At 68.5% G+C, this 21217-nt stretch carries 18 protein-coding genes; 13 read left to right on the top strand and 5 right to left on the bottom strand.

The window, feature by feature from the left end:
* Positions 1-114 precede the first annotated feature (114 nt).
* The 4 genes from iolB to ACTJKF_RS22585 all read right to left on the bottom strand — a co-directional run bounded on the left by iolB (position 115) and on the right by ACTJKF_RS22585 (position 5877).
* On the bottom strand, positions 115-933 hold the full coding sequence (gene iolB / locus ACTJKF_RS22600; RefSeq protein ID WP_440626268.1) for a 5-deoxy-glucuronate isomerase: 819 nt from the start codon (positions 931-933) through the stop codon (positions 115-117).
* 42 nt (positions 934-975) lie between these two features.
* Positions 976-1905 carry a myo-inosose-2 dehydratase gene (gene iolE / locus ACTJKF_RS22595; protein ID WP_440626266.1) on the bottom strand — a complete coding sequence of 310 codons (930 nt, stop codon included), beginning with the start codon at positions 1903-1905 and terminating at the stop codon, positions 976-978.
* 63 nt (positions 1906-1968) lie between these two features.
* Entirely contained in the window at positions 1969-3852 is a 1884-nt protein-coding gene (gene iolD, locus ACTJKF_RS22590) for a 3D-(3,5/4)-trihydroxycyclohexane-1,2-dione acylhydrolase (decyclizing) (protein WP_440626264.1), read from the bottom strand.
* A 66-nt stretch (positions 3853-3918) separates the two neighbouring features.
* Positions 3919-5877 carry a bifunctional 5-dehydro-2-deoxygluconokinase/5-dehydro-2-deoxyphosphogluconate aldolase gene (locus tag ACTJKF_RS22585; RefSeq protein WP_440626262.1) on the bottom strand — a complete coding sequence of 653 codons (1959 nt, stop codon included), beginning with the start codon at positions 5875-5877 and terminating at the stop codon, positions 3919-3921.
* A gap of 305 nt (positions 5878-6182) precedes the next feature.
* On the opposite strand from ACTJKF_RS22585, the gene ACTJKF_RS22580 reads away from it, so the two are divergent.
* The 8 genes from ACTJKF_RS22580 to ACTJKF_RS22545 all read left to right on the top strand — a co-directional run bounded on the left by ACTJKF_RS22580 (position 6183) and on the right by ACTJKF_RS22545 (position 15210).
* A complete protein-coding gene (locus tag ACTJKF_RS22580; protein WP_440626260.1) occupies positions 6183-7109 on the top strand; it encodes a sugar ABC transporter substrate-binding protein in 927 nt (308 codons plus the stop codon).
* Positions 7110-7176: 67 nt separating this feature from the next.
* Positions 7177-8733 (top strand): sugar ABC transporter ATP-binding protein, encoded by a 1557-nt coding sequence (locus ACTJKF_RS22575; RefSeq protein ID WP_440626258.1) that lies wholly within the window; start codon positions 7177-7179, stop codon positions 8731-8733.
* A 26-nt stretch (positions 8734-8759) separates the two neighbouring features.
* Positions 8760-9785, top strand: a complete 1026-nt coding sequence (locus tag ACTJKF_RS22570; RefSeq protein WP_006753148.1) for an ABC transporter permease — start codon at positions 8760-8762, stop codon at positions 9783-9785.
* A gap of 19 nt (positions 9786-9804) precedes the next feature.
* Positions 9805-10719, top strand: a complete 915-nt coding sequence (locus ACTJKF_RS22565) for a sugar phosphate isomerase/epimerase family protein (protein ID WP_440626255.1) — start codon at positions 9805-9807, stop codon at positions 10717-10719.
* Positions 10720-10782: 63 nt separating this feature from the next.
* Positions 10783-11796: a Gfo/Idh/MocA family protein gene (locus tag ACTJKF_RS22560; RefSeq protein WP_440626253.1), complete on the top strand. Its 1014-nt coding sequence runs from the start codon at positions 10783-10785 to the stop codon at positions 11794-11796.
* 67 nt (positions 11797-11863) lie between these two features.
* Complete coding sequence (locus ACTJKF_RS22555; RefSeq protein ID WP_440626251.1) at positions 11864-12790, top strand: TIM barrel protein; 927 nt, start codon at positions 11864-11866, stop codon at positions 12788-12790.
* Positions 12791-12853: 63 nt separating this feature from the next.
* A complete protein-coding gene (locus ACTJKF_RS22550; protein ID WP_440626249.1) occupies positions 12854-14026 on the top strand; it encodes a Gfo/Idh/MocA family protein in 1173 nt (390 codons plus the stop codon).
* Positions 14027-14325: 299 nt separating this feature from the next.
* Positions 14326-15210: a MurR/RpiR family transcriptional regulator gene (locus tag ACTJKF_RS22545; protein WP_410730542.1), complete on the top strand. Its 885-nt coding sequence runs from the start codon at positions 14326-14328 to the stop codon at positions 15208-15210.
* 62 nt (positions 15211-15272) lie between these two features.
* On the opposite strand, the gene ACTJKF_RS22540 is transcribed toward ACTJKF_RS22545, so the two are convergent.
* On the bottom strand, positions 15273-16793 hold the full coding sequence (locus ACTJKF_RS22540; protein ID WP_440626247.1) for a CoA-acylating methylmalonate-semialdehyde dehydrogenase: 1521 nt from the start codon (positions 16791-16793) through the stop codon (positions 15273-15275).
* Between the two features lie 109 nt (positions 16794-16902).
* Between ACTJKF_RS22540 and ACTJKF_RS22535 the strand changes: the two genes are divergently transcribed.
* The 5 genes from ACTJKF_RS22535 to ACTJKF_RS22515 all read left to right on the top strand — a co-directional run bounded on the left by ACTJKF_RS22535 (position 16903) and on the right by ACTJKF_RS22515 (position 21210).
* Positions 16903-17838, top strand: coding sequence for a LysR substrate-binding domain-containing protein (locus ACTJKF_RS22535; RefSeq protein WP_440626245.1), 936 nt, complete (start codon positions 16903-16905; stop codon positions 17836-17838).
* A 141-nt stretch (positions 17839-17979) separates the two neighbouring features.
* Positions 17980-18207 (top strand): sulfurtransferase TusA family protein, encoded by a 228-nt coding sequence (locus ACTJKF_RS22530; RefSeq protein ID WP_011884475.1) that lies wholly within the window; start codon positions 17980-17982, stop codon positions 18205-18207.
* Between the two features lie 234 nt (positions 18208-18441).
* Positions 18442-18879, top strand: a complete 438-nt coding sequence (locus ACTJKF_RS22525) for a peptidase (protein ID WP_440626242.1) — start codon at positions 18442-18444, stop codon at positions 18877-18879.
* Between the two features lie 262 nt (positions 18880-19141).
* A complete protein-coding gene (locus ACTJKF_RS22520) occupies positions 19142-19846 on the top strand; it encodes a response regulator transcription factor (RefSeq protein ID WP_440626241.1) in 705 nt (234 codons plus the stop codon).
* Positions 19843-21210: a FecR domain-containing protein gene (locus ACTJKF_RS22515; RefSeq protein WP_440626239.1), complete on the top strand. Its 1368-nt coding sequence runs from the start codon at positions 19843-19845 to the stop codon at positions 21208-21210. The genes ACTJKF_RS22520 and ACTJKF_RS22515 overlap by 4 nt, the downstream gene beginning before the upstream one ends.
* Positions 21211-21217 lie beyond the last annotated feature (7 nt).

The following is a 21217-nucleotide window of genomic DNA, read 5'->3' as shown; positions in this document are numbered from 1 at the left end:
GAGCGCGTTCGTGCCGGCGTGCCAGCACGGGCTCTCGACGACGAGCGCATGATCGCGCGCGTCGTGCGTCGTGCGTCGCGTGCCGCGCCGTCGATCGTTCAGCGCATCGACGCTTCAGCGCTTCGGCGCCGCGTCGAGCATCCACGCGTGCGCGGGATCGTTCCTGAACGCCCACGCGCGGGTCGGCCCGGCCATCACGTTCAGGTAGTACAGGTTGTAGCCGTGCGGCGCGACCACCGGGTGGTAGCCGCGCGGCACCATCACCACGTCGTGGTTCTCGACCGCGCACGCTTCGTCGAGGCTGCGATCGTCCGTGTACACGCGCTGGAACGCGAAGCCCTGCGGCGGATCGATCCGGTGGTAATAGGTTTCCTCGAGCGACGTTTCGTCCGGAGCCGCGTCGCGATCGTGCTTGTGCGGCGGATAGCTGCTCGAATGGCTCGCGGGCGTGATCACCTCGACGACGAGCAGCCGGTCCGCGGCCGGGTTGTCGCCCATCAGGATGTCGCACACGTAGCGCGTGTTGGTGCCTTGCCCGCGCACCGCGCGGCGCATCCGTTCGCCGTCGAGGCGCTGTACGCGCTTGTCGCCGCTCGCGTAAGGCGCGGTGCACAGCGCGACTTCCGCGTCGCGCGTCGCGACCAGCGTGACGGTCTTGCCGCCCGGCACGTACAGCGCATCCGGCGACACTTCCTCGAACACGCTGTCGCGCTTGCCGAGCGCATCGTAGGTTGCGCCGTCGACTTCCGCGCGCAGCGTGCCCGTGAGCACGACGACGCACAGTTCGCGCGTGCCGGTATCGACCGTTTCGGTGTCGCCGGCCTTCAGGCGCAGCGCGCGAAAGCCGACGTGTTGCCAGCCGGCCGACTCCGGTGTGACGTTGCAGATTTCACGCTCGGGCGACGCCTTGACCAGCAGGGGAGAAATCGTCATGGAGTGGGGCTCCGCAATGAGGTGACGGCGGGGTGGCAGCGCTTACGCGCTCAATCGGTCGACGATCGCGCGCAGCGACTCGTAGCCCTTCTTCGCATACGGGTAGCTCGGCGCGACGGCCGGGTCCTGCTCGGCCTCGACGACCAGCCAGCCTTCGTAGCCGGCGTCCTTCAGCGTGCGCAGCGTCGCTTCGTAGTCGAGCGCGCCGTCGCCCGGCACCGTGAAGGTGCCGTTGATCACGCCGTTCAGGAAGCTCCAGCCGCCGTTGCGCGCCTGCATGACGACCTGCGGCCGCACGTCCTTGCAGTGCACGTGCACGACACGCGCGACGTGCTTCTTCAGCAGCGCGACCGGATCGGCCGCGCCGCCGAAATACGCGTGGCCGGTATCGAACAGCAGGAACACCTTCGCGGGATCGGTCAGCGCCATCAGCCGGTCGACGTCGTCCGGCGATTCGACGTAGGCGCCCATGTGGTGATGGTAGGCGAGCTTGATCCCGTACGTGTCGAGCAGATGCGCGCCGAAGGCGTCGAGGCGCGCCGCGTAGCGCCGCCACGTTTCGTCGTCGACGAAGCGCGGCCGCTTCGCGACCGGTGTGTCGATGTTGCCCTGGACCGTACCCGCGCATTCGCCGTACACGACGACCTTCACGTCGTTGAACTGCAGCTTCGTCAGGTGCGCACGGCAGCGCTCGATTTCGGCGGCGACCGAGTCGGCGTCGGTCATGCCCGGTTCGACTTCCGCAAGGAATCCGGAATACCAGCCCGACACGCACACGAGCCCGAACTCGGCGAGCTTCGCTTTCAGTTCCGGGCCCGTCTTCGGAAACTTGTTGCCGAGCTCGAAGCCCGCATAGCCGATCTCGGCGCCTTCCTTCAGCGCCGTCTCGAGCGGCGTCTCGCCGCCGAGCGACGGCAGGTCGTCGTTCATCCACGACAGGGGATTGATACCGATGCGAACGTTCCAGCTCATGGCTTGTGCTTCCTTGGTTCGAATGTTGTTATCGCGGGACGGTTGATCGAAGGCGAAAGGGCATTAGCGCCGCTGCCGGGTTTTCTCGTCGAGATACGTCTGGTGCGCGCGCTCGACACCGGCGCGCGCGGACACCTGCGGCACCGCGACTTCCCACCACGCGCCGCCGTCCGCGGTCGTGCGTTCGTGGGTCGTGTCGATCACGAGCACCTGGCTCGTCCTGGCCGCACGCGCACGCTTCATCTCGCTGCGCAACTCGGCGACGTCGCGCACGTACACGGCTTCGGCGCCCATCGCGCGCGCATGCATCGCGAAGTCGATCGTCGAGCGCTCGCCGCCTTCGGGCACGCAGTCGTCGAGCATGTTGTTGAAGCTCGCGCCGCCGCAATTCAGCTGCAGCCGCTCGATGCAGCCGTAGCCGCGGTTGTCGAGGATCACGACGATGAGCTTGCGGCCGAGCATCACGGACGTCGCGAGTTCCGCGTTGAGCATCATGTACGAGCCGTCGCCGACGATCACGATCACTTCGCGCCCGGGCCGCGCGAGCTTCGCGCCGAGGCCGCCCGCGACCTCGTAGCCCATGCACGAGTACGCATAGTCCATGTGATAGTTGCCCGGCACGCCGCTGCGCCACAGCTTGTGGAGCTCGGCCGGCAGCGTGCCGGCCGCGCACACGACGAGATCGTCGCGCGCGCTGTCGCGTCCCGCGTCGGCCGCGGAATCGCGCACCGCACCGATCACTTCCGCGTCGTAGGGCAGCGTGTCCTTCGGGATGCGAGTGGTCAGCTCGGTCACGCGCGCGTTCCATGCGGCGGCCCGGTCGCGGTTCGCGGCGCTCCACGCCGCATCGGCGTGCCAGCCCGCGAGCGCGGCCGACAACTGGCCGAGGCCCGTGCGCGCATCCGCGATCAATTGCCGGCCGCGTTTCTTGCCCGCATCGAACGACTGCACGTTCAGGCTCAGCAGCGTCGCGTTGCCGAACAGCGCATGCGAGCCGGTCGTGAAGTCCTGCAGCCGCGTGCCGACCGCGAACACCACGTCGGCCTGCGCGGCCGCGCGATTGGCGGCGGGCGAGCCCGTCACGCCGATCGACCCGAGGTTCAGCGGATGGTCCCACGCGAGGCTGCCCTTGCCGGCCTGCGATTCGGCGACCGGCACGCCGTGCGTGTCGGCGAACGCGCGCAGCGCGTCCCACGCCTGGCTGTACAGCACGCCGCCGCCGGCGACGATCAGCGGCTTCTTCGCGGCTTTCAGCACGTCGAGCGCATCGGCGAGCTCGAGCGCGTCGGCCGGCGGCCGGCGCATCCGGATCACCGGCGGCGCGAAGAAATCCTCGGGCCAGTCGTACGCGAAGGTCTGCACGTCCTGCGGCAACGCGAGGCAGACGGGCCCGCACTGCGCGGGATCGGTCATCACCTGGATCGCGCGCGGCAGCGCGACCAGCAGTTGCTCGGGCGACGTGATGCGATCGAAGTAGCGCGTGACCGGCCGGAAGCAGTCGTTCGCGCTGACGTCGCCCTGTTCGAAATCCTCGACCTGCTGCAGCACCGGGTCGGGCAGCCGCGACACGAACACGTCGCCGGGCAGCAGCAACAGCGGCAGCCGGCCGACGTGCGCGAGCGCGGCGGAGGTGAGCATGTTGGTCGCGCCGGGGCCGATGCTCGACGTCGCGGCCATCATCCGCTGGCGGAAATTCGCTTTCGCGAACGCGACGGCCGCATTCGCCATCCCTTGCTCGTTGTGCGCGCGGAAGGTCGGCAGCCGGTTTCGCTCGGCGTGCAGCGCCTCGCCGAGCCCGGCCACGTTGCCGTGGCCGAAGATCGCGAATACGCCGCCGCAATAGGGCAGGATCTCGGTGCGGCCGTCCGGCTGGACGACTTCGGCGCGCAGGGCGGCCAGATAGCGCACGAGCGCCTGGCTGACGGTCAGTCTCACGGTGGTGGTCATCGTCTGTCGTTCAGGAAGAGTCGGGTGGTCGTCACGGGCATCGGCATCAGGCGGCAGCCCCAGGCCTCAGGCGGCAGCGGCGGCGCGCGCCGCGGCCCGGCGGCCGAGCCACGCGTCGACCAGCTGCACGAAATTGCCGGCCACTTCGTCGATCAGCGCCTGGTCGTCGATCCGGCCGGCGAGCCAGTGCAGCGACGCATCCGCCCACAGCGTGCGCCCCACCATGAAGCCCTTGACGATCGGATTGGTCGCCGAGCGGAAGCTGTCGACGAGATACTGCAGCGGCTGGTTCAGCCCGAGGATCACCGCGCCGCGGCAGTGCGGATCGCGTTCGGCCACCAGCGTCTCGAGCCGCGCCCAGCCGTCGGCGCTCATCGGCGCGAGCTTCCACCACTCGGGCAGCACGCCGAGGTTGTAGAAGCGCGCGACCGTGCGCAGCACCGCGTCGTCCTCGGTGCCGGCCGGCGTGACCGCGCGCGGCGGGATGATTTCCAGCAGCAGTTCGTTGCCGCTCGCGCGCGTGGCTTCCCACAGCTCCAGCACGCGCTGCTCCTGCGCGACGCGCAGGTCGACGTCGTCGTCGGGGTGGTAGTGGACGAGGCACTTCACGACCTGTTCGGTCGGCCAGTGCGCGAGCGACGAGCCGACCGAGCGCGTGTCGTCGAAGCACAGTGGCCGCGAGCCGGGCAGTTCGACCGGGCGGCCGACCCACCAGCCGCGGCCGGTGGCCGACGCGAGCGCGTCGCGACCGTACGCACCGCCGTCGATCAGCACGCCGACGTGCCCGTCGAGATGGCGCTCGCGCTCGACCTGTTCGGCCGCGCGCACGAGCAGGCGCTTCAGCGTCTTGATCCGCGCTTCGTCTGCGCCGGCCTGCATCGCGAGTTCGTAGAACTGGCTGCGATGGTCGAACGCCATCACGCACAGGTCGTCCCATGCGCGGCGCGGCACAGTCACGCGATGCAGGTGCGCGAGCGTGCGATCGGCGTCCACCTGCGGGTTGCGGCTGCCGCCGAACCAGTGCGCGAGTTCGGCCGGCGTCGGCATCGCGGCCGAACACGCGTGGCGCGACACGACGATCGCGCCGCACGCATTCGCGATGCGTGTCGCTTCCGCCCAGTCGCGCCCGCGCAGCAGCCCGGACAGCAGGCCCGCCAGGAACGCGTCGCCCGCGCCGAGCACGTTCAGCACTTCCACGCGTTCGCCGTGGAAGGTCGGCGCATCGTCGATGCGCGCGGGGATGTCGCCGTCGATCACGCAGCAGCCGAGCGCGCCGCGCTTGACCACCAGCGCCGCGTTGCTCGCACGGCGCACGGCCTCGAGCGACGCGATCAGGTCGTGCGGCACGCCGCCCGCGATCAGGAATTCCTCTTCGGTGCCGACCAGCAGGTCGAATTCGCCGAGCACCTGCTGCAACTGCCGCGTGACCTGCGCGTCCGGCACGTAGCGGTTCTCGCCCGCGCCGCGCGCGGTCAGCCCCCACAGCACCGGCCGGTAGTCGATGTCGAGGATCCGCACGACGCCGTGGCGGCGCGCGTAGCCGAGCGCGGTCAGCGAGGCTTCGCGGGCGGCCGGCGTCGAAAGGTGCGTGCCGGTGATCGCGAGCGCGCGGCAGCCGGCGATGAAGTCCTCGCGGATCTCGTCGGCGCGCACGGCCATGTCCGCGCAGTTCTCGCGCACGAACAGCAGCGGGAACGCGTCGCGATCCTTGAGCCCGAGCAGCACCAGCGCGGTCAGGCGCTCGGGGTCGGTCTGCAGCTGGCTCGTGTCGCAGCCTTCGCGCTCGAGCGTCTCGCGCACGAAGCGGCCCATCTGCTCGTCGCCGACGCGCGAGATCATCGCGGTCTTCAGCCCGAGCCGGGCGACGCCGAACGCGACGTTGCCCGACGAGCCGCCGAGATACATCTGGAAGCTGCGCGCATCCTCCAGGCGGCTGCCGTACTGCTGCGCGTAAAGATCCACGGCGACACGGCCGAGGCAGGCGAGATCGATGGGGCGGTCAGTCGGAAAATTCAACGGGCTCATATCATGTATCACGCTCGCGGCCGGCGATGGGCGCTGCCGGCGGTTTGGGGACCGATGTCGCGACGGTTGTCCGTCACGGGGGCGGCACGACACGAGAATGCCTGCCGCAAGGAATCGGGCTACGGAACGGAGTCTAGACTTTTTGGAAATCCAGTTCCCTAGGTGAAATCACGTAGAAATAAATTTCCAAATTCTCGAGGAAGTGATCTACAGTTTCATCCGGATGCTTCAGTCCATATCGGACTCGGCCCGGCGGCGCGCAACGCGCCGCTTTCCGCCCCCGGAGATGAGGAGACAGAGTGATCATGAAGACCAAGCTGATGGCCGCCGCGGCCGCCGCAATCCTCGCCATGCCGCTCGCGCATGCCGAGAAGATCGGCGTGACGATGGCATCGTTCGACGACACGTTCCTGACGATCCTGCGCAACAGCATCAGTGATGCGGCGAAGAAGGACGGCGCGACCGTGCAGATCGAGGACGGCGGCAACGACGTCGGCAAGCAGTTGAGCCAGGTCCAGAACATGATCGCGCAGAAGGTCGACGCGATCATCGTGAATGCGGTCGATACCGACGCGACGCCGAAGATCACCAGGATGGTGGCCGCCGCGAAGATTCCGCTCGTCTACGTGAACCGCAAGCCGGTCGATTTCGACAAGCTGCCGGCCGGCGTCGCGGTGGTCGCGTCCGACGAGAAGCAGTCGGGCACGCTGCAGGCGCGCCAGGTGTGCAAGCTGCTCGGCGGCAAGGGCGACATCCTCGTGCTGATGGGCGAGCTGTCCAACGAGTCGGCGCGTGCGCGTACCCAGGACATCGAGGACGTGATCGCGACCAAGGACTGTTCCGGCATGAAGATCGTCGACAAGCGCGAAGGCAAGTGGAGCCGCACGCAGGGCCAGGACATCACGATGAACTGGCTGAGCTCCGGGACGAAGTTCGACGCGATCGTGTCGAACAACGACGAAATGGCGATCGGCGCGATCAACGCGCTGAAGGCCGCGCGCAAGTTGACGCCGAAGACGGTCGTCGCGGGCATCGACGCGACGCCGGACGGGCTCGCGGCGATGAAGAGCGGCGAGCTGAAGGTGTCCGTGTACCAGAACGCGGCCGGGCAGGGCGCGCAGGCGGTGGCCGCGGCGCTGAAGCTCGCGAAGAAGCAGCCCGTCGACCGCTACGTGAACGTGCCGTTCGAGCTCGTCACGCCGGAGAACATGAGCCAGTACGCGAAGCACTGACCGCGTTTGCGCTGAACCGCGCGAGCCCGGCCCGTCCGGGTTCGCGTGCGACTTTCGAGGAACGTCCATGTTTACAGCCAGGATCGCGCGCTCGATGGCCAGCGAAAGCGCGCCGGCCGCGTCGTTTGCCGCGCCCGTTGCCGATTGCCTGCTCGAGGTGCGCGGCGTCGGCAAGTCGTTTCCCGGCGTCGTCGCGCTCGACGGCGTGCAGTTCCGCGTGCGCCGCGGCACCGTGCATGCGCTGATGGGCGAGAACGGCGCCGGCAAGTCGACGCTGATGAAGATCATCGCCGGCGTCTACACGCCCGATCAGGGCGAGATCCTGATCAACGGCGAGCCGGTCGTGCTGAACGGTCCGCTCGACGCGCTCGATCGCGGGATCGCGATGATCCACCAGGAGCTCAACCTGATGCCGTACATGACGGTCGCGGAGAACATCTGGATCCGCCGCGAACCGAAGAACCGCTTCGGCCTGATCGATCACGCCGAACTGCGCCGGCGCACCGCCGCGCTGTTCGAGCGGCTGTCGATCGACATCGATCCGGAAGCCGACGTGCGCACGCTGACGGTCGCGAGCCGCCAGATGGTCGAGATCGCGAAGGCCGTGTCGTTCGACTCCGACGTGCTGATCATGGACGAGCCGACCTCCGCGCTGACCGAGAAGGAAGTCACGCACCTGTTCCGGATCATTCGCCAGCTGCGCGAGCAGGGAAAGGGCATCGTCTACATCACGCACAAGATGAACGAGCTGTTCGAGATCGCCGACGAGTTCTCGGTGTTTCGCGACGGCAAGTACATCGGCACGCATGCGTCGACCGACGTCACGCGCGACGACATCATCCGGATGATGGTCGGCCGCGAGATCACGCAGATGTTCCCGAAGGAGGCGGTACCGATCGGCGACGTCGTGCTGGCCGTGAAGAATCTCGGCGTCGACGGCGTGTTCCGCGACGTCAGCTTCGAGCTGCGCGCGGGCGAGATCCTCGGCGTCGCGGGCCTCGTCGGCTCCGGGCGCTCGAACGTCGCGGAGGCGTTGTTCGGTGTCGTGCCGGCGACGTCCGGCGAGATCCGCATCGACGGCAAGCCGGTGCGCATCGCCACGCCCGCGCAGGCGATGAAGCACGGGATGGCGTTCCTCACCGAGGATCGCAAGGACACCGGCTGCTTCCTGAATCTCGACCTGCTCGCGAACATGGAAGCGGCGGTGCTCAGCAACCGCTACGTGAAGTTCAATTTCGTGCGGCAGACGCAGCTCAAGCGCGACTGCGAGGAAATGAGCCGGATGCTGCGCGTGAAGACGCCCGGGCTGCACGAGGAAATCCAGAACCTGTCGGGCGGCAACCAGCAGAAGGTGCTGATCGGCCGGTGGCTGCTGACGCAGCCGCGCATCCTGATCCTCGACGAACCGACGCGCGGGATCGACGTCGGCGCGAAGGCCGAGATTCACCGGCTCGTCAGCGCGCTCGCCGGCAAGGGCGTCGCGGTGATGATGATCTCGTCGGAGATGCCGGAGGTGCTCGGCATGAGCGACCGCGTGATGGTGATGCACGAAGGCCGGATGACCGGCATCGTCGAACGCAAGGACGCCGACCAGGTCCGCATCATGGACCTGGCCTCGCGCTGAGCCGCAACAAGCATGGAGACAAAGCAATGGGCAACCTGAATCCGGTCGCGGACGCGCAGTCCCTGACGATCAAGACGCGGCACGCGAAGTGGCCGCCCGAACTGAGCATCTTCCTGGTGCTGGTGGGCATCAGCCTGTTCTTCGAGGTGATCGGCTGGCTCGTGGTCGGCCAGAGCTTCCTGTTCAACGCGGAGCGGCTCGAGATCATCGTGCTGCAGATGGCCGTGATCGGCATCATCGCGGTCGGCGTGAACCTCGTGATCATCACGAGCGGGATCGACCTGTCGTCCGGGTCGGTCGTCGCCGCGGCGGCGGTCGTGTCGGCCAGCCTCGCGCAGGTATCCGATTTTCCGCGCGCGGTGTTCCCGCACCTGACCGACCTGCCGGTGATCTGGCCGGTGCTGGCGGGCGTGTGCGTCGGGTTGCTGGTCGGCCTGCTGAACGGTTCGCTGATCGCGCTGACGGGCATCCCGCCGTTCATCGCGACGCTCGGCACGATGGTTGCCGCGCGCGGCTTCGCGAAGTGGTTCACCAACGGGATGCCGGTGTCGATGCTGACCGATCCGTTCGCGGCAATCGGCGCGGGTGCGAACCCGGTGATCATCTTCCTGGTCGTCGCCGCGATCTTCCACGTGGTGCTGCGCTACACGCGCTTCGGCAAGTACACCTATGCGATCGGCGCGAACCGCCATGCGGCCGTCGTGTCGGGCATCAACGTGACGCGCCACCTGGTGTTCGTCTACGCGATCGCGGGCCTGTTGAGCGGCATCGCCGGCACCGTGACGGCCGCGCGTGCGATTTCCGGCCAGTCGGGCATGGGCGTGATGTACGAACTCGATGCGATCGCGGCCGTCGTGATCGGCGGCACGTCGCTGTCGGGCGGCCTCGGGCGCGTGACGGGCACCGTGATCGGCGTGCTGATCCTCGGCGTGATGACGTCGGGCTTCACGTTCATCCGGATCGACGCGTACTACCAGGAGATGGTCAAGGGCGCGATCATCGTCGCGGCCGTGATCGCCGACCAGTACCGCAACAAGAAGTCGCGCCGCTGATTCATCGACCGGGAACAACATGAAGATCGCTCTGGATCCCTACATGATTCGCCACCTGCCGCTCGACCGGCTGCCGCACGCGGTCGCCGAGCTCGGCTACGACCAGATCGAGTTGTCGCCGCGCAGCGATTTTCTCGACTGGTGGGTGATGCCGCGCGCGACGCGCGAGCGCATGGCCGCGTTCCGGCACGCGCTGCGCGCCAGTGGCGTCGGCCTCGCGTCGCTGCAGCCGATGTACCGCTGGGCCAGCCCGTTCGAGGACGAGCGGCAATGGGCGATGCGCTGCTGGAAGAAGGCGATCGAGGTCGCGGTCGAGATGGAGTGCCCGCTGATGGTATCCGAGTTCGGGCGCGGTGCGTCGCCGGAGCGCTCGGTCGGCGAGCGTCCGGGCGCGAACCCTCAGGCGCTGTGCGAGGCCGCATGGTTCCGTTCGATGGACGAGCTGTTGCCGATCCTCGAGCGCGAACGCATCGTGCTGTCGGTCGAGCCGCATCCGGAAGACTGGATCGAGCAGCTGCAGCCGGCGATCGACATCGTCACCAATATCGGCTCGCCGTCGCTGAAGCTGTCGTACATCGCGCCGCACACGTTCTACTACGGCGACGACCTGGCCGCGATGATCGCGCAGGCCGCGCCGATCCTCGCGCACGTGCGCGTGGCCGACACCTTCGACCACCGCAAGAGCAGCCAGCTGCGCTACATCGTGAACCCGCCCGGCTCGAACCAGATTCGCGTGCACCAGCATCTCGACATCGGGCAGGGCGAAATCGACTGGGACAGGTTTTTCCGCGCGCTCGGCGAGGCCGGTTTCGACGGTGTGATGTCGTCGTGCGTGTTCGCGTGGGAGGACCGCGCGGAGGCGTCGTCGCGCTACATGCGCGACACGATCCAGCGCTACGTCGATCGCCATTTCGAGCGGGCGCCAACGCGCTGACCCATGACCGATCGGCGCGGCACGGGCCGCGCCGTTGATGAACGAAAGACTGGAGATATCCGGATGACCTTGCAAATCGGCGTGATCGGCTGCGGCGCGATCGGCCAGGACCATATCCGCAGGCTCACGCGCACGCTCTCCGGCGCGCGCGTGGTGGCCGTCAACGACATCGATCCGCAGCAGGCGCGCGACGCGGTGACGAAATACGGGCTCGACGCGGAAATCTACGGCGACGGCCACGAAGTCGTCGCGGCCGCCGACGTGCAGGCCGTGCTCGTCACGTCATGGGGGCCGACGCACGAAGCGTTCGTGCTCGACGCGATCGCGCACGGCAAGCCGGTGTTCTGCGAGAAGCCGCTCGCCGTCACGGCCGAGGGCTGCATGCGGATCGTCGAAGCCGAAGTCGCGCACGGCAAGCGGCTCGTGCAGGTCGGCTTCATGCGGCCGTACGACGAAGGCTATCGCGCGCTGAAGCGCGTGATCGACAGCGGCGCGATCGGCGCGCCGCTGATGCTGCATTGCGCGCACCGCAACCAGTCGGTCGGCGAGCGCTACACCACCGACATGGCGATCACCGACACGCTGATCCACGAGCTCGACGTGCTGCGCTGGCTGCTCGGCGAGGACTATGCGAGCGCGCAGGTCGTGTACCCGAAGAAGACGCGCCACGCGAGCGCCCATCTTGCCGATCCGCAGATCGTGCTGCTCGAAACCGCGAGCGGCGTGCGTATCGACGTCGAGATCTTCGTGAACTGCCAGTACGGCTATGACATCCAGTGCGAGGTGGTCGGCGAGCAGGGCATCGCGAAGCTGCCCGATCCGCCGGCCGTCGGGCTGAAGCATGCGGCGCGGCAATCGGTCGAGATCATGACCGACTGGAAGGAGCGCTTCATCGCGTCCTACGACGTCGAGCTGCAGGCGTTCATCGACGGTGTGCGCCAGGGTGCGCTGACCGGCCCGTCGGCGTGGGACGGCTACGCGGCGGCGGTCGCGGCCGACGCCTGCGTGCGCGCGCAAAAGAGCGGGGCGGTCGAGCCGATCGCGATGGCCGAACGCCCGGCGTTCTATCGCGGCTGACCGGCCGACACCTGGGCCGCGTGGCCACGCTCACGGCCGCGTGCCGCTTTCCTTTCGGACGACCGACATGACGATGAAGATCGGCTGCGCGCCCTGTTGCTGGGGCGTCGACGACGTGAACAACCCGCACCTGCCGCCGTGGCGGCACGTGCTCGCCGAAGCGGCGCAGGCCGGCTACTCGGGCATCGAGCTCGGGCCGTACGGCTATATCCCGCTCGACCTCGACGTGGTGAGCGCGGAACTCGCGCGGCAGCGGCTGAGCATCACCGCCGGCACGATCTTCGACGACCTGGTGTCGCCGGAGAACCTGCCGAACCTGCTGCGCCAGACGCGCGAGATCTGCGCACTGATCACGCGCCTGCCGAAGCTGCCGACGCAGCACGGCCAGCGCTACGCGGCGCCGTACCTGGTCGTGATGGACTGGGGGCACGAGGAACGCGATTACGCGGCCGGCCACGCCGAGCGCGCGCCGCGCCTGTCCGACGAAAGCTGGGCGCGGATGATCGACCACATCCGCCAGATCGCGACGATCGCGCGCGACGAATTCGGCGTGCGCGTGGTGATCCATCCGCATGCGGGCGGCTATATCGAGTTCGCGGACGAGATCGACCGGATCGTTGCCGACATCGCGGCCGAAACGGCCGGCCTCTGTCTCGATACCGGCCACCTGTACTACTCGGGGATGGATCCCGAGACGTGGCTGCGCCGCCACGCGGCGCGGCTCGACTACGTGCATTTCAAGGACATCGACGCTGCCGTGTACGACGCGGTGATGGGCGAGCACATCGCATTCTTCGCGGCCTGCGCGCGCGGCGTGATGTGCCCGATCGGCAGCGGCGTGCTCGACTACCGCGCGATTCGCCGCACGCTCGACGACATCGGCTATGCCGGCTATATCACGATCGAGCAGGAGCGCGATCCGCGCAATGCCGGTACGAGCCTGCGCGACGTCGCGGCGAGCCGCGCGTTTCTCGCGTCGGCCGGATTCGCGTGAACGGCCGACGCGTACCCCTGAACACACGCTGAACACCTGAAAACGGACAGGAACACGACAATCATGATCGACGGACAGATTCTGCTCGGGCATTCGATTCCCTGGGGCATGGTCGGCGGCGGGCTCGGCAGCCAGATCGGCTATAGCCACCGGTCGGCAGCGCTGCGGGACGGCAGCTTCCAGCTGGTCGCCGGCGCATTCGACATCGATGCCGAGCGCGGCCGGCAGTTCGGCATGAAGCTCGGCGTCGATGGCGGGCGCTGCTATCCGGACTACCGGACGATGTTCGATGCCGAGGCGAAGCGCGCGGACGGCATCCGCGCGGTGTCGATCGCGACGCCGAACAACACGCACTTCGAGATCTGCCGCGCGGCGCTGAACGCGGGGCTCCACGTGGTCTGCGAGAAGCCGCTGTGCTTCACGACCGAGGAGGCCGAGGCGCTGCAGCGGCTGTCGGTCGAGCAGAACCGCGTCGTCGGCGTCGCGTACGGTTATTCCGGACACCAGATGATTGAACAGGCGCGCGAGATGATCGCGCGCGGCGATCTCGGCGAGATCCGCATCGTGCAGATGCAGTTCGCGCACGGCTTCCACAGCGTGGGCGTCGAGGCCGCGAGCGCGGCGGCACGCTGGCGCGTCGATCCGAAGTTCGCCGGCCCGAGCTATGTGCTCGGCGACATCGGCACGCATCCGCTGTACATCTCGGAAGTGATGGCGCCCGAGTTGAAGATTCGCCGGCTGATGTGCTCGCGGCAAAGCTTCGTGAAGAGCCGCGCGCCGCTGGAGGACAACGCGTTCACGATCATGGAATACGACACGGGTGCGATCGGCTACGTGTGGTCGAGCGCGGTGAACGCGGGCTCGATGCACGGGCAGAAGGTGCGCGTGATCGGCTCGAGGGCGAGCGTCGAATGGTGGGACGAGCATCCGAACCAGTTGCGCTACGAGATCCAGGGGCAGCCGGCGCAGGTGCTCGATCGCGGGATGGGGTATCTGCATCCGCACGCGCTGCGCGAGGATCGCATCGGCGCCGGGCATCCGGAAGGGCTGTTCGACGCGTGGTCGAACCTGTATGCGCGCTTCGCGCTCGCGATGGACGCGGCCGATCGCGGCGACGCGCAAGCGTTGAAGGGCATCCATTTTCCGGACGTCCACGCGGGCGTCGAGGGCGTGCGGTGGGTCGAGAACTGCGTGCGGTCCGCCGATGCGGGCGGCGTGTGGGTCGACTATCGTTGAGCGGGGGAGGGGCGACGCACGGCATCGGCCAGCGGCCGCCGGCGTTGGCGCCCGCATCGGCGTCGGTATCGGCGTCGGTAAACGCCCTAATCTTTACGACGCGGCAAGCACGTTGGAAAATCGTTTCCCGTATCGCCGTGGAGCGTGTGCAGGTGATGATCGAGCGCGTGGGAGCGAGCGTGCGGCACGAGCCATGCCGCAAACGTGATTAAATTCGCCCTTCATGCATGTCTACAGGTGAGCCCCGGGCGCGTCCGCAAGCCGAGCGCGCATCGGGGCCGTCAACTTCGCGCTATCCGATGAGCTCATCCGAGAAACCTCCCGCCACCGTCGAGCAGTTCCTGCAGCATCTGACGCAGGAGTACGACGGCCTCAGTAATCGCCTGAAGGTGATCGCGCGTCACGTCGAAACGCATCGGGACCAGCTTGGGCTGGAGGGGATCCAGTCGCTCGCGGAGGCGTGCGGCGTCCAGCCGTCGGCCGTCGTGCGGTTCGCGAAGCACTTCGGCTTCTCCGGTTTCTCCGAGATGCAGCGGCTGTTCCGCGAGGGGCTGGCGCAGCAGATCGCGCCGGGCCGCGCGTACAACCTGCGGCTGCGCGACGTGATCGAATCGGGTTCGTCGAGCCTGCAGCCCGAGCAGATCGCCGACGAATTCATCAAGGGCAGCATTGCCGGCATGCAGCAGCTGCGGCAGACGCTCGACCCGCAGGCGCTCGCGCAGGCCGTCGATCTGCTCGCCGACACGCAGGCGATCTGGATCGCCGGTTCGCGCCGCGCGTTTCCGATCGCCGTGTATCTCGACTATGCGCTGCAGCACACCGACAAGCGCATCGGGCTGTTCAGCGCGCTCGGCAGCATGCATCTCGGGCAGATCCGGTCGGTGCGCGAGGGCGACGTGATGATCGTGATCTCGTTCATGCCGTATGCGGACGAGACGGTGCAGGTTGCGCAGCAGGCCGTGCAGCGCGGCGCGCGCCTGATCGCGATCACCGACAGCCGGATGAGCCCGCTCGCGCGGGAGGCCGAGGTGACGCTGATGGTGCAGGACAGCGCGACCTTCGGGTTCCGCGCGCTGACCGCGACGATGGGCCTTGCGCAGAGCCTGTTCGTCGCGCTCGCGTACCGGCTCGAGCTGTCGTACCTGCCGACCGCCGACGGCGCACACGGCACGAAGGCCGGCTGACGCCGGCCTTTCATGTGCCCGCCGCCTGCGGCGCGAAGCGGCCGGCAGTGCGTCGACCACGCTTACTTCGCGGTCGGCATCGCGAACTCGGCGCCCTTGCCGATGCTCGACGACCAGCGCTGCATCACCGACTTCTGGCGCGTATAGAAGCGCACGCCTTCCTCGCCGTATGCGTGCATGTCGCCGAACAGGCTCTTCTTCCAGCCGCCGAAGCCGTGCCAGGCCATCGGCACCGGAATCGGCACGTTGATGCCGACCATGCCGACCTGGATGCGCCGCGCGAATTCGCGCGCGATGCCGCCATCGCTCGTGAAGCACGCGACGCCGTTGCCGAACTCGTGCGCGTTGATCAGGTCGACCGCTTCGCCGAAGTCCTTCACGCGCACGCAGCCGAGCACCGGCCCGAAGATCTCTTCCTTGTAGATGCGCATGTCGGGGCGCACGTGATCGAACAGCGTGCCGCCGGTGAAGAAGCCTGCCTCGCGGCCCGGCACGCGCAGCCCGCGGCCGTCGACCACCAGTTGCGCGCCTTCGCCGACGCCTTGCTCGATATAGCCTTCGATGCGCTTGAGCGCTTCGCCGGTGACGATCGGGCCCATCTCGACTTCCGGCGACATCCCGTCGCCGATCACCAGCTTGCGCGCGCGTTCGGCGACCGCCGGCACGATCTTGTCGGCCACGTCGCCGACCAGCACCGCGATGCTGATCGCCATGCAGCGCTCGCCGGCCGAGCCATACGCGGCGCCGATCAGCGCGTCGACCGCCTGGTCGAGGTTCGCGTCGGGCATCACGACGAGGTGGTTCTTCGCGCCGCCGAGCGCCTGCACGCGCTTGCCCGACTGCACCGCGCGCTGCTGCACGTAGGCCGCGATCGGCGTCGAGCCGACGAAGCTGACGGCCTGCACGTCCGGGTGGTCGAGCAGCGCGTCGACCGCGCCCTTGTCGCCCTGCACGACGTTGAACACGCCGGCCGGCAGCCCGGCCTGCGTGAGCAGGTCGGCGATGAACAGTGCCGCCGACGGGTCGCGCTCGCTCGGCTTCAGCACGAACGTGTTGCCCGTCGCGAGCGCGACCGGGAACATCCAGCACGGCACCATGCACGGGAAGTTGAACGGCGTGATGCCCGCGACGACGCCGAGCGGCTGGCGCATCGTCCAGTTGTCGATGCCGGTGCTGACCTGGTCGGTGAAGTCGCCCTTCAGCAGTTGCGGCACGCCGCACGCGAATTCGATGATGTCGATGCCGCGCGCGACTTCGCCCTGCGCGTCGGAGAACACCTTGCCGTGCTCGGCAGTGATCATCGCCGCGAGCGTGTCGCGGTGCTCGTTCATCAGCTGCAGGAAGCGGTGCAGCACGCGGGCGCGGCGGATCGGCGGCGTGGCGGCCCAGGCCGGGAACGCGGCATGGGCGGAGGCGACGGCCCGCTGCACTTCGTCGCCGTCGGCGAGCGCGACGCGGCGCACCGCGCGGCCGAGCGCCGGGTTGAGCACGTCCTGGAAGCGGCCGCTGCGGCCGGCAACCGGCGCGCCGTCGACATAGTGGCCGACGTCGGCGTCGGAGGTGTAGGCGGGAACCGTATTCATCGTGTCTCCTGGGGGATGGGGGTGGACGGAACCTAGTCTAGGCAAAGCGGCGGGGCGGGAGAAGGCCGCGCAGCTTGATTCACTGTTCAGAATTCTGAATAATCACCGGATGAATCAGCAAAATGTCCAGGCGCTTTGGCCGCATATCCATTCGCTGACGGTGCTGGCCGCGGCCGGCAGTTTCACGGCCGCCGCGCAACGGCTCGGCATCAGCAAGGCCGCGATGAGCCAGCGCATCGCCGATCTCGAGAAGGCGGCCGGCGTGCCGCTCGTCCGGCGCACCACCCGCAGCGTGCGGCTCACCGACGCCGGGCAGACGCTGGTCGACAGCACGCGCGACGCGTTCGAGTCGATCGGCCAGCATTTCTCGCGCGTGAAGGACCTGGCCGGCGAACCGCGCGGGCTGCTGCGCGTGACCGTGCCCGTCGCGCTCGGGCGCCAGCAGGTCGTGCCGCACCTGCCGGATTTCCTGCGGCAGCATCCGGGCGTGCATATCGAGCTCGACCTGTCCGACCGGCTGCATTCGCTGACGCAGGAGGGCTTCGACCTCGCGATCCGTCATACGACGACCGCGCCGCAAACCCACGTCGCGTGGAAGCTGTGCGACACGCGTTCGTTGCTGGTCGCGAGCCGCGAGTACCTCGACGCGCGCGGCGCGCCGCGCCATCCGAACGAACTCGTCGACCACAGCTGCCTGTGCTACCTGCGCGAGCACGAGCCGGCCGCCTGGAGCTTCGAGCCGGACGGCCGGCGGCGCGAACGCGTGAGCGTGCCGGTGCGCGGCAGCTTCGCGGCGAACAACAGCGAGGCGATGCGCGAGGCCGCGCTCGGCGGGCTCGGCATCGCGCTGCTGCCGGATTTCAGTGCGCAGCGCGATCTCGACGCCGGGCGGCTCGTCGCGCTGCTCGACGGCTGGCGGCCGTCGGGCGCGTTCGGCGACCACATCTTCGCGATCCGGCCGTACAGCCCGGTCGTGCCGAGCGCGGTGCGCGCGCTCGTGCGGCACCTGCGCGAGCGGCTCGCGGGCGGCTTCCCGGGCGCGTGACAACCGTCTGACGGAGCGGGCGCGGCCATGCCGCGTCGGCAGGACAGGGCCCCGGCCGCACGGGCAGCCGCGGCCGCGCTGCGGTAAAATCGCCGCTTCCTCCCGCGCCCGTGTGGCGCGTCATTCGAAGGTCGACAGCCGATGCAGATTCACAAGGAAGTGGACGCGCGCGGGCTCAATTGCCCGTTGCCGATCCTGCGCGCCAAGAAAGCGCTCGCCGATATGGAGAGCGGGCAGATCCTCAAGGTGCTCGCGACCGATCCGGGCTCGCAGCGCGATTTCGCCGCGTTCGCGAAGCAGACGGGCAACGAGATCGTCGACGTGACGACCCAGGACAAGACATTCGTGTTCCTGATGCGCCGCCGCTGACGGCCCGCATCACGCGCCGCTTGCGGCACCCGCGCGGGCACGGCGCCCGTTGCGGCCCCGCCGCTCCTCAGTACTCTGCCGCCCCTGACAATTCTTAAACCTCGTTGCACGACCGGCTGCGTATACTGACCGGCCGGTCGTCCGTCTCGGATGGATGCGCCGGCCACGGTACGTCATACGAGGCGGGCACGGGGGCCATGCCTGACGCTGCCGTCGTACAAACGGGGAAAGGACATGTCCTTCAGACCAGGGACCATTCGAAGTCCGGCCGCGGCGGAATGCAGTGCGCCCGCACGCGCGGCGGGGTTGAGCCGGATCGAGCTCGACCCGCAGCAGGATCGCCACGCGCGTGCCGCGCTGGAGGCGTATGCGGATTCGGCGGCGGCCGAGATGCCGTGGCTGGCCGAATCGCTCGGCGAGCGGCTGCGCGACGCCGCGCGGCACGACGGCGCGGGCTTCACGTATTGCGGAGCAACGGTCGAGCGCGTGTTCGAGTTCGCCCAGGCGTGGGCGGCGAGCCAGCCCGATTATGCGGCGCCGGCGTGGGAGCGCGTGCGCGGCCAGCTGCGGCGCATGCTGGAGCAGCCGGAGCAGTCGCCCGCCGTGCGGCGCGGGCGCGTGCCGGCCGACGACTGGGGCGAGCCGGTGGCCGGAATGGCAGACGCCGACTAGGCGCGAACGCGCGACGGGAAGGATTATTCGAATAAAGGACCGTAGTCCGCGCAATTTCTTGGCGAATTTCATACTACTATGATGAAATCGCCGGTTCGTCCGTGCCCCGTTTTTGAGATATTGGCCGGGGTGCCGCATCGCGCAGGTTGCGCGGGCGGCAAACGACGGCTCGCCGGCTGGTGTTGGCGTCGCGCGCATGGCGCGTGGCGGGGTGAGCGCGGGGAGCTGAACTGGACGAATCGATTTCGTTTTGCGGGGTGCTATGAGAATTGCTGTACTGGATGACGATCCGGCCCAGACGGATTTCGTCAGTCAAACGCTGACGGCCGCCGGCCATACGTGCTATTCGTTCAAGGAAGGCAAGGCCCTGAAGAAGCGTCTGCAACGCGAGACGTTCGATCTGCTCGTGCTCGACTGGAATGTGCCGGACATGTCCGGCGAGGAAGTGCTCAAGTGGGTGCGTGCGAACCAGACCGAGCACAGCCTGCCGATCATCTTCATGACGAGCCGCGACGACGAGGCGGGGATCACGCAGATCCTCAACGCCGGCGCCGACGATTACGTGGTCAAGCCCGTGTCGGGCCCGATCCTGCGGGCACGCATCGGTTCGCTGCTGCGCCGTGCGTATCCGGTCAATGCCGAGGCGGCCGTTCGCGAGTTCGACCAGTTCCGTTTCGACGTGAACCTGAAGCAGGCGTATGTCGGCGACAAGGCCGTGAGCCTCACGCAGAAGGAATTCGAGCTCGCACTGCTGCTGTTCCAGCATCTCGACCGGCCGCTGTCGCGCGCGCACATTCTCGATCTCGTGTGGAAGCAGGCGACCGACATTCCGTCGCGCACGATGGACACGCACATCTCGATGCTGCGCACGAAGCTCGGCCTGCGGCCGGAAAACGGCTATCGGCTCGCGCCGATCTACGGCTACGGCTACCGGCTCGAGCGGGTCGGCCAGGGAGAACCGGAGTGACCACGGGAATCACGCAGCGCACCGCGAGCTTGCGCACGGCCGCGCTGCGCGCGGCGTGCGCGGGCGCGTTTGCGTTCGCTGGCGCGGCCCAGCAGGCCGCCGCGCAGCCGCCGGCGGCCGCGGGCAAGACGATCGTCTACCGCACGCAGGCCGGCGACACGCTGTACGACGTCGCCGCGCGCTATCTGCAGGGCCCGGACGACTGGCAACTGCTGCAGCAGATCAATGGCGTGCCCGCGCCGAAGCACCTGCAGCCCGGCATCGCGCTGAAGCTGCCGGTCGCGCGGCTGCGCAAGGAAAAGCTGACCGCCCGCGTCGTCGCCGTGCAGGGCACGGCCGAGCGCGCGAGCGCCGAGGCCTACACGCCGCTTGCGAACGATGCGACGCTCAACGAGGGCGACCGCGTGCGCACCGGCGCGAACGGCTTCGTCACGCTCGAGCTTGCCGACGGCACGCACATGAGCCTGCCGCCCGACAGCCAGCTCGACCTGAAGACATTGCGCCGCACCGTGCTGACCGGCACGCTCGATCGCGAGTTCGAACTCTCGCGCGGCTCGGTCGACAGCGAAGTCACGCATCTGAAGAAACGCGACGACCGCTTCCAGATCCGTTCGCCGTCGGTCGTGGCCGGCGTGCGCGGCACGCGGTTCCGCGTGAACTACGACGCCGCCGGCAACGCGGCGACGCGCGTCGAAGTGCTTGACGGCACCGTCGGCGTCGCGGGCAAGCGGCGGCCGGCCGATCCGACGCTCGTGCATGCGAGCTTCGGCAGTGTCGCGACGTCGTCCGGCGCGGTCGGCGCGCCGGTCCAGCTGCTGCCTGCACCGGCGCTCGCGCACCCCGACAAGGTGCAGGACGAGCCCGACGTCGCGTTCGACATCGCGCCGCTGGCCGATGCGCACGCGTACCGCCTGGAACTCGCGCACGACGCGGGCATGCTCGACCTGTTCCGCGAAACGCGTACCGACGCGCCGCGCGCGGTGTTCCGCGACGTGCCGAACGGCACGTACTTCGTGCGGGTCGCCGCGATCGATGCCAGCGGCCTCGAAGGGCTGCCGCGCACCTATGCGTTCGAGCGGCGCCAGATGGGGCTCGACGCAACTGCGTCGCCCGGCGCGGATGGCTACGAGTTCCGCTGGTCGCCGAACGGCTCGGGCAAGGATGCGCGCTACCGGTTCGTGCTGTCGCGCTCGAAGGACCTGAGCGCGCCGGTCGTCGACCAGGTGGGCCTGCAGGCGCGCAAGATCGCCGTCGCGCACCTGCCGCCCGGCGACTACTACTGGGCGGTGACGGTCGAGGAATTCGAAGGCGGCAAGTTCTATCAGAAGACGAGTCCGGTCAGCGCGTTCACGCTGTCGCGCTGACCCGCGG

Source organism: Burkholderia sp. 22313, assembly GCF_052045245.1.
GTDB lineage: Bacteria > Pseudomonadota > Gammaproteobacteria > Burkholderiales > Burkholderiaceae > Burkholderia.
Note: the sequence above shows the minus strand (reverse complement) of the source record. Positions and strands in the feature narration are given on the sequence as shown.

What these genes read in the sequence shown, in the direction of transcription:
- iolB (WP_440626268.1), bottom strand. Translation starts at nt 933, where the DNA reads ATGACGATTTCTCCCCTGCTGGTCAAGGCGTCGCCCGAGCGTGAAATC.
- iolE (WP_440626266.1), bottom strand. Translation starts at nt 1,905, where the DNA reads ATGAGCTGGAACGTTCGCATCGGTATCAATCCCCTGTCGTGGATGAAC.
- iolD (WP_440626264.1), bottom strand. Translation starts at nt 3,852, where the DNA reads ATGACCACCACCGTGAGACTGACCGTCAGCCAGGCGCTCGTGCGCTAT.
- ACTJKF_RS22585 (WP_440626262.1), bottom strand. Translation starts at nt 5,877, where the DNA reads ATGAGCCCGTTGAATTTTCCGACTGACCGCCCCATCGATCTCGCCTGC.
- ACTJKF_RS22580 (WP_440626260.1), top strand. Translation starts at nt 6,183, where the DNA reads ATGAAGACCAAGCTGATGGCCGCCGCGGCCGCCGCAATCCTCGCCATG.
- ACTJKF_RS22575 (WP_440626258.1), top strand. Translation starts at nt 7,177, where the DNA reads ATGTTTACAGCCAGGATCGCGCGCTCGATGGCCAGCGAAAGCGCGCCG.
- ACTJKF_RS22570 (WP_006753148.1), top strand. Translation starts at nt 8,760, where the DNA reads ATGGGCAACCTGAATCCGGTCGCGGACGCGCAGTCCCTGACGATCAAG.
- ACTJKF_RS22565 (WP_440626255.1), top strand. Translation starts at nt 9,805, where the DNA reads ATGAAGATCGCTCTGGATCCCTACATGATTCGCCACCTGCCGCTCGAC.
- ACTJKF_RS22560 (WP_440626253.1), top strand. Translation starts at nt 10,783, where the DNA reads ATGACCTTGCAAATCGGCGTGATCGGCTGCGGCGCGATCGGCCAGGAC.
- ACTJKF_RS22555 (WP_440626251.1), top strand. Translation starts at nt 11,864, where the DNA reads ATGACGATGAAGATCGGCTGCGCGCCCTGTTGCTGGGGCGTCGACGAC.
- ACTJKF_RS22550 (WP_440626249.1), top strand. Translation starts at nt 12,854, where the DNA reads ATGATCGACGGACAGATTCTGCTCGGGCATTCGATTCCCTGGGGCATG.
- ACTJKF_RS22545 (WP_410730542.1), top strand. Translation starts at nt 14,326, where the DNA reads ATGAGCTCATCCGAGAAACCTCCCGCCACCGTCGAGCAGTTCCTGCAG.
- ACTJKF_RS22540 (WP_440626247.1), bottom strand. Translation starts at nt 16,793, where the DNA reads ATGAATACGGTTCCCGCCTACACCTCCGACGCCGACGTCGGCCACTAT.
- ACTJKF_RS22535 (WP_440626245.1), top strand. Translation starts at nt 16,903, where the DNA reads ATGAATCAGCAAAATGTCCAGGCGCTTTGGCCGCATATCCATTCGCTG.
- ACTJKF_RS22530 (WP_011884475.1), top strand. Translation starts at nt 17,980, where the DNA reads ATGCAGATTCACAAGGAAGTGGACGCGCGCGGGCTCAATTGCCCGTTG.
- ACTJKF_RS22525 (WP_440626242.1), top strand. Translation starts at nt 18,442, where the DNA reads ATGTCCTTCAGACCAGGGACCATTCGAAGTCCGGCCGCGGCGGAATGC.
- ACTJKF_RS22520 (WP_440626241.1), top strand. Translation starts at nt 19,142, where the DNA reads ATGAGAATTGCTGTACTGGATGACGATCCGGCCCAGACGGATTTCGTC.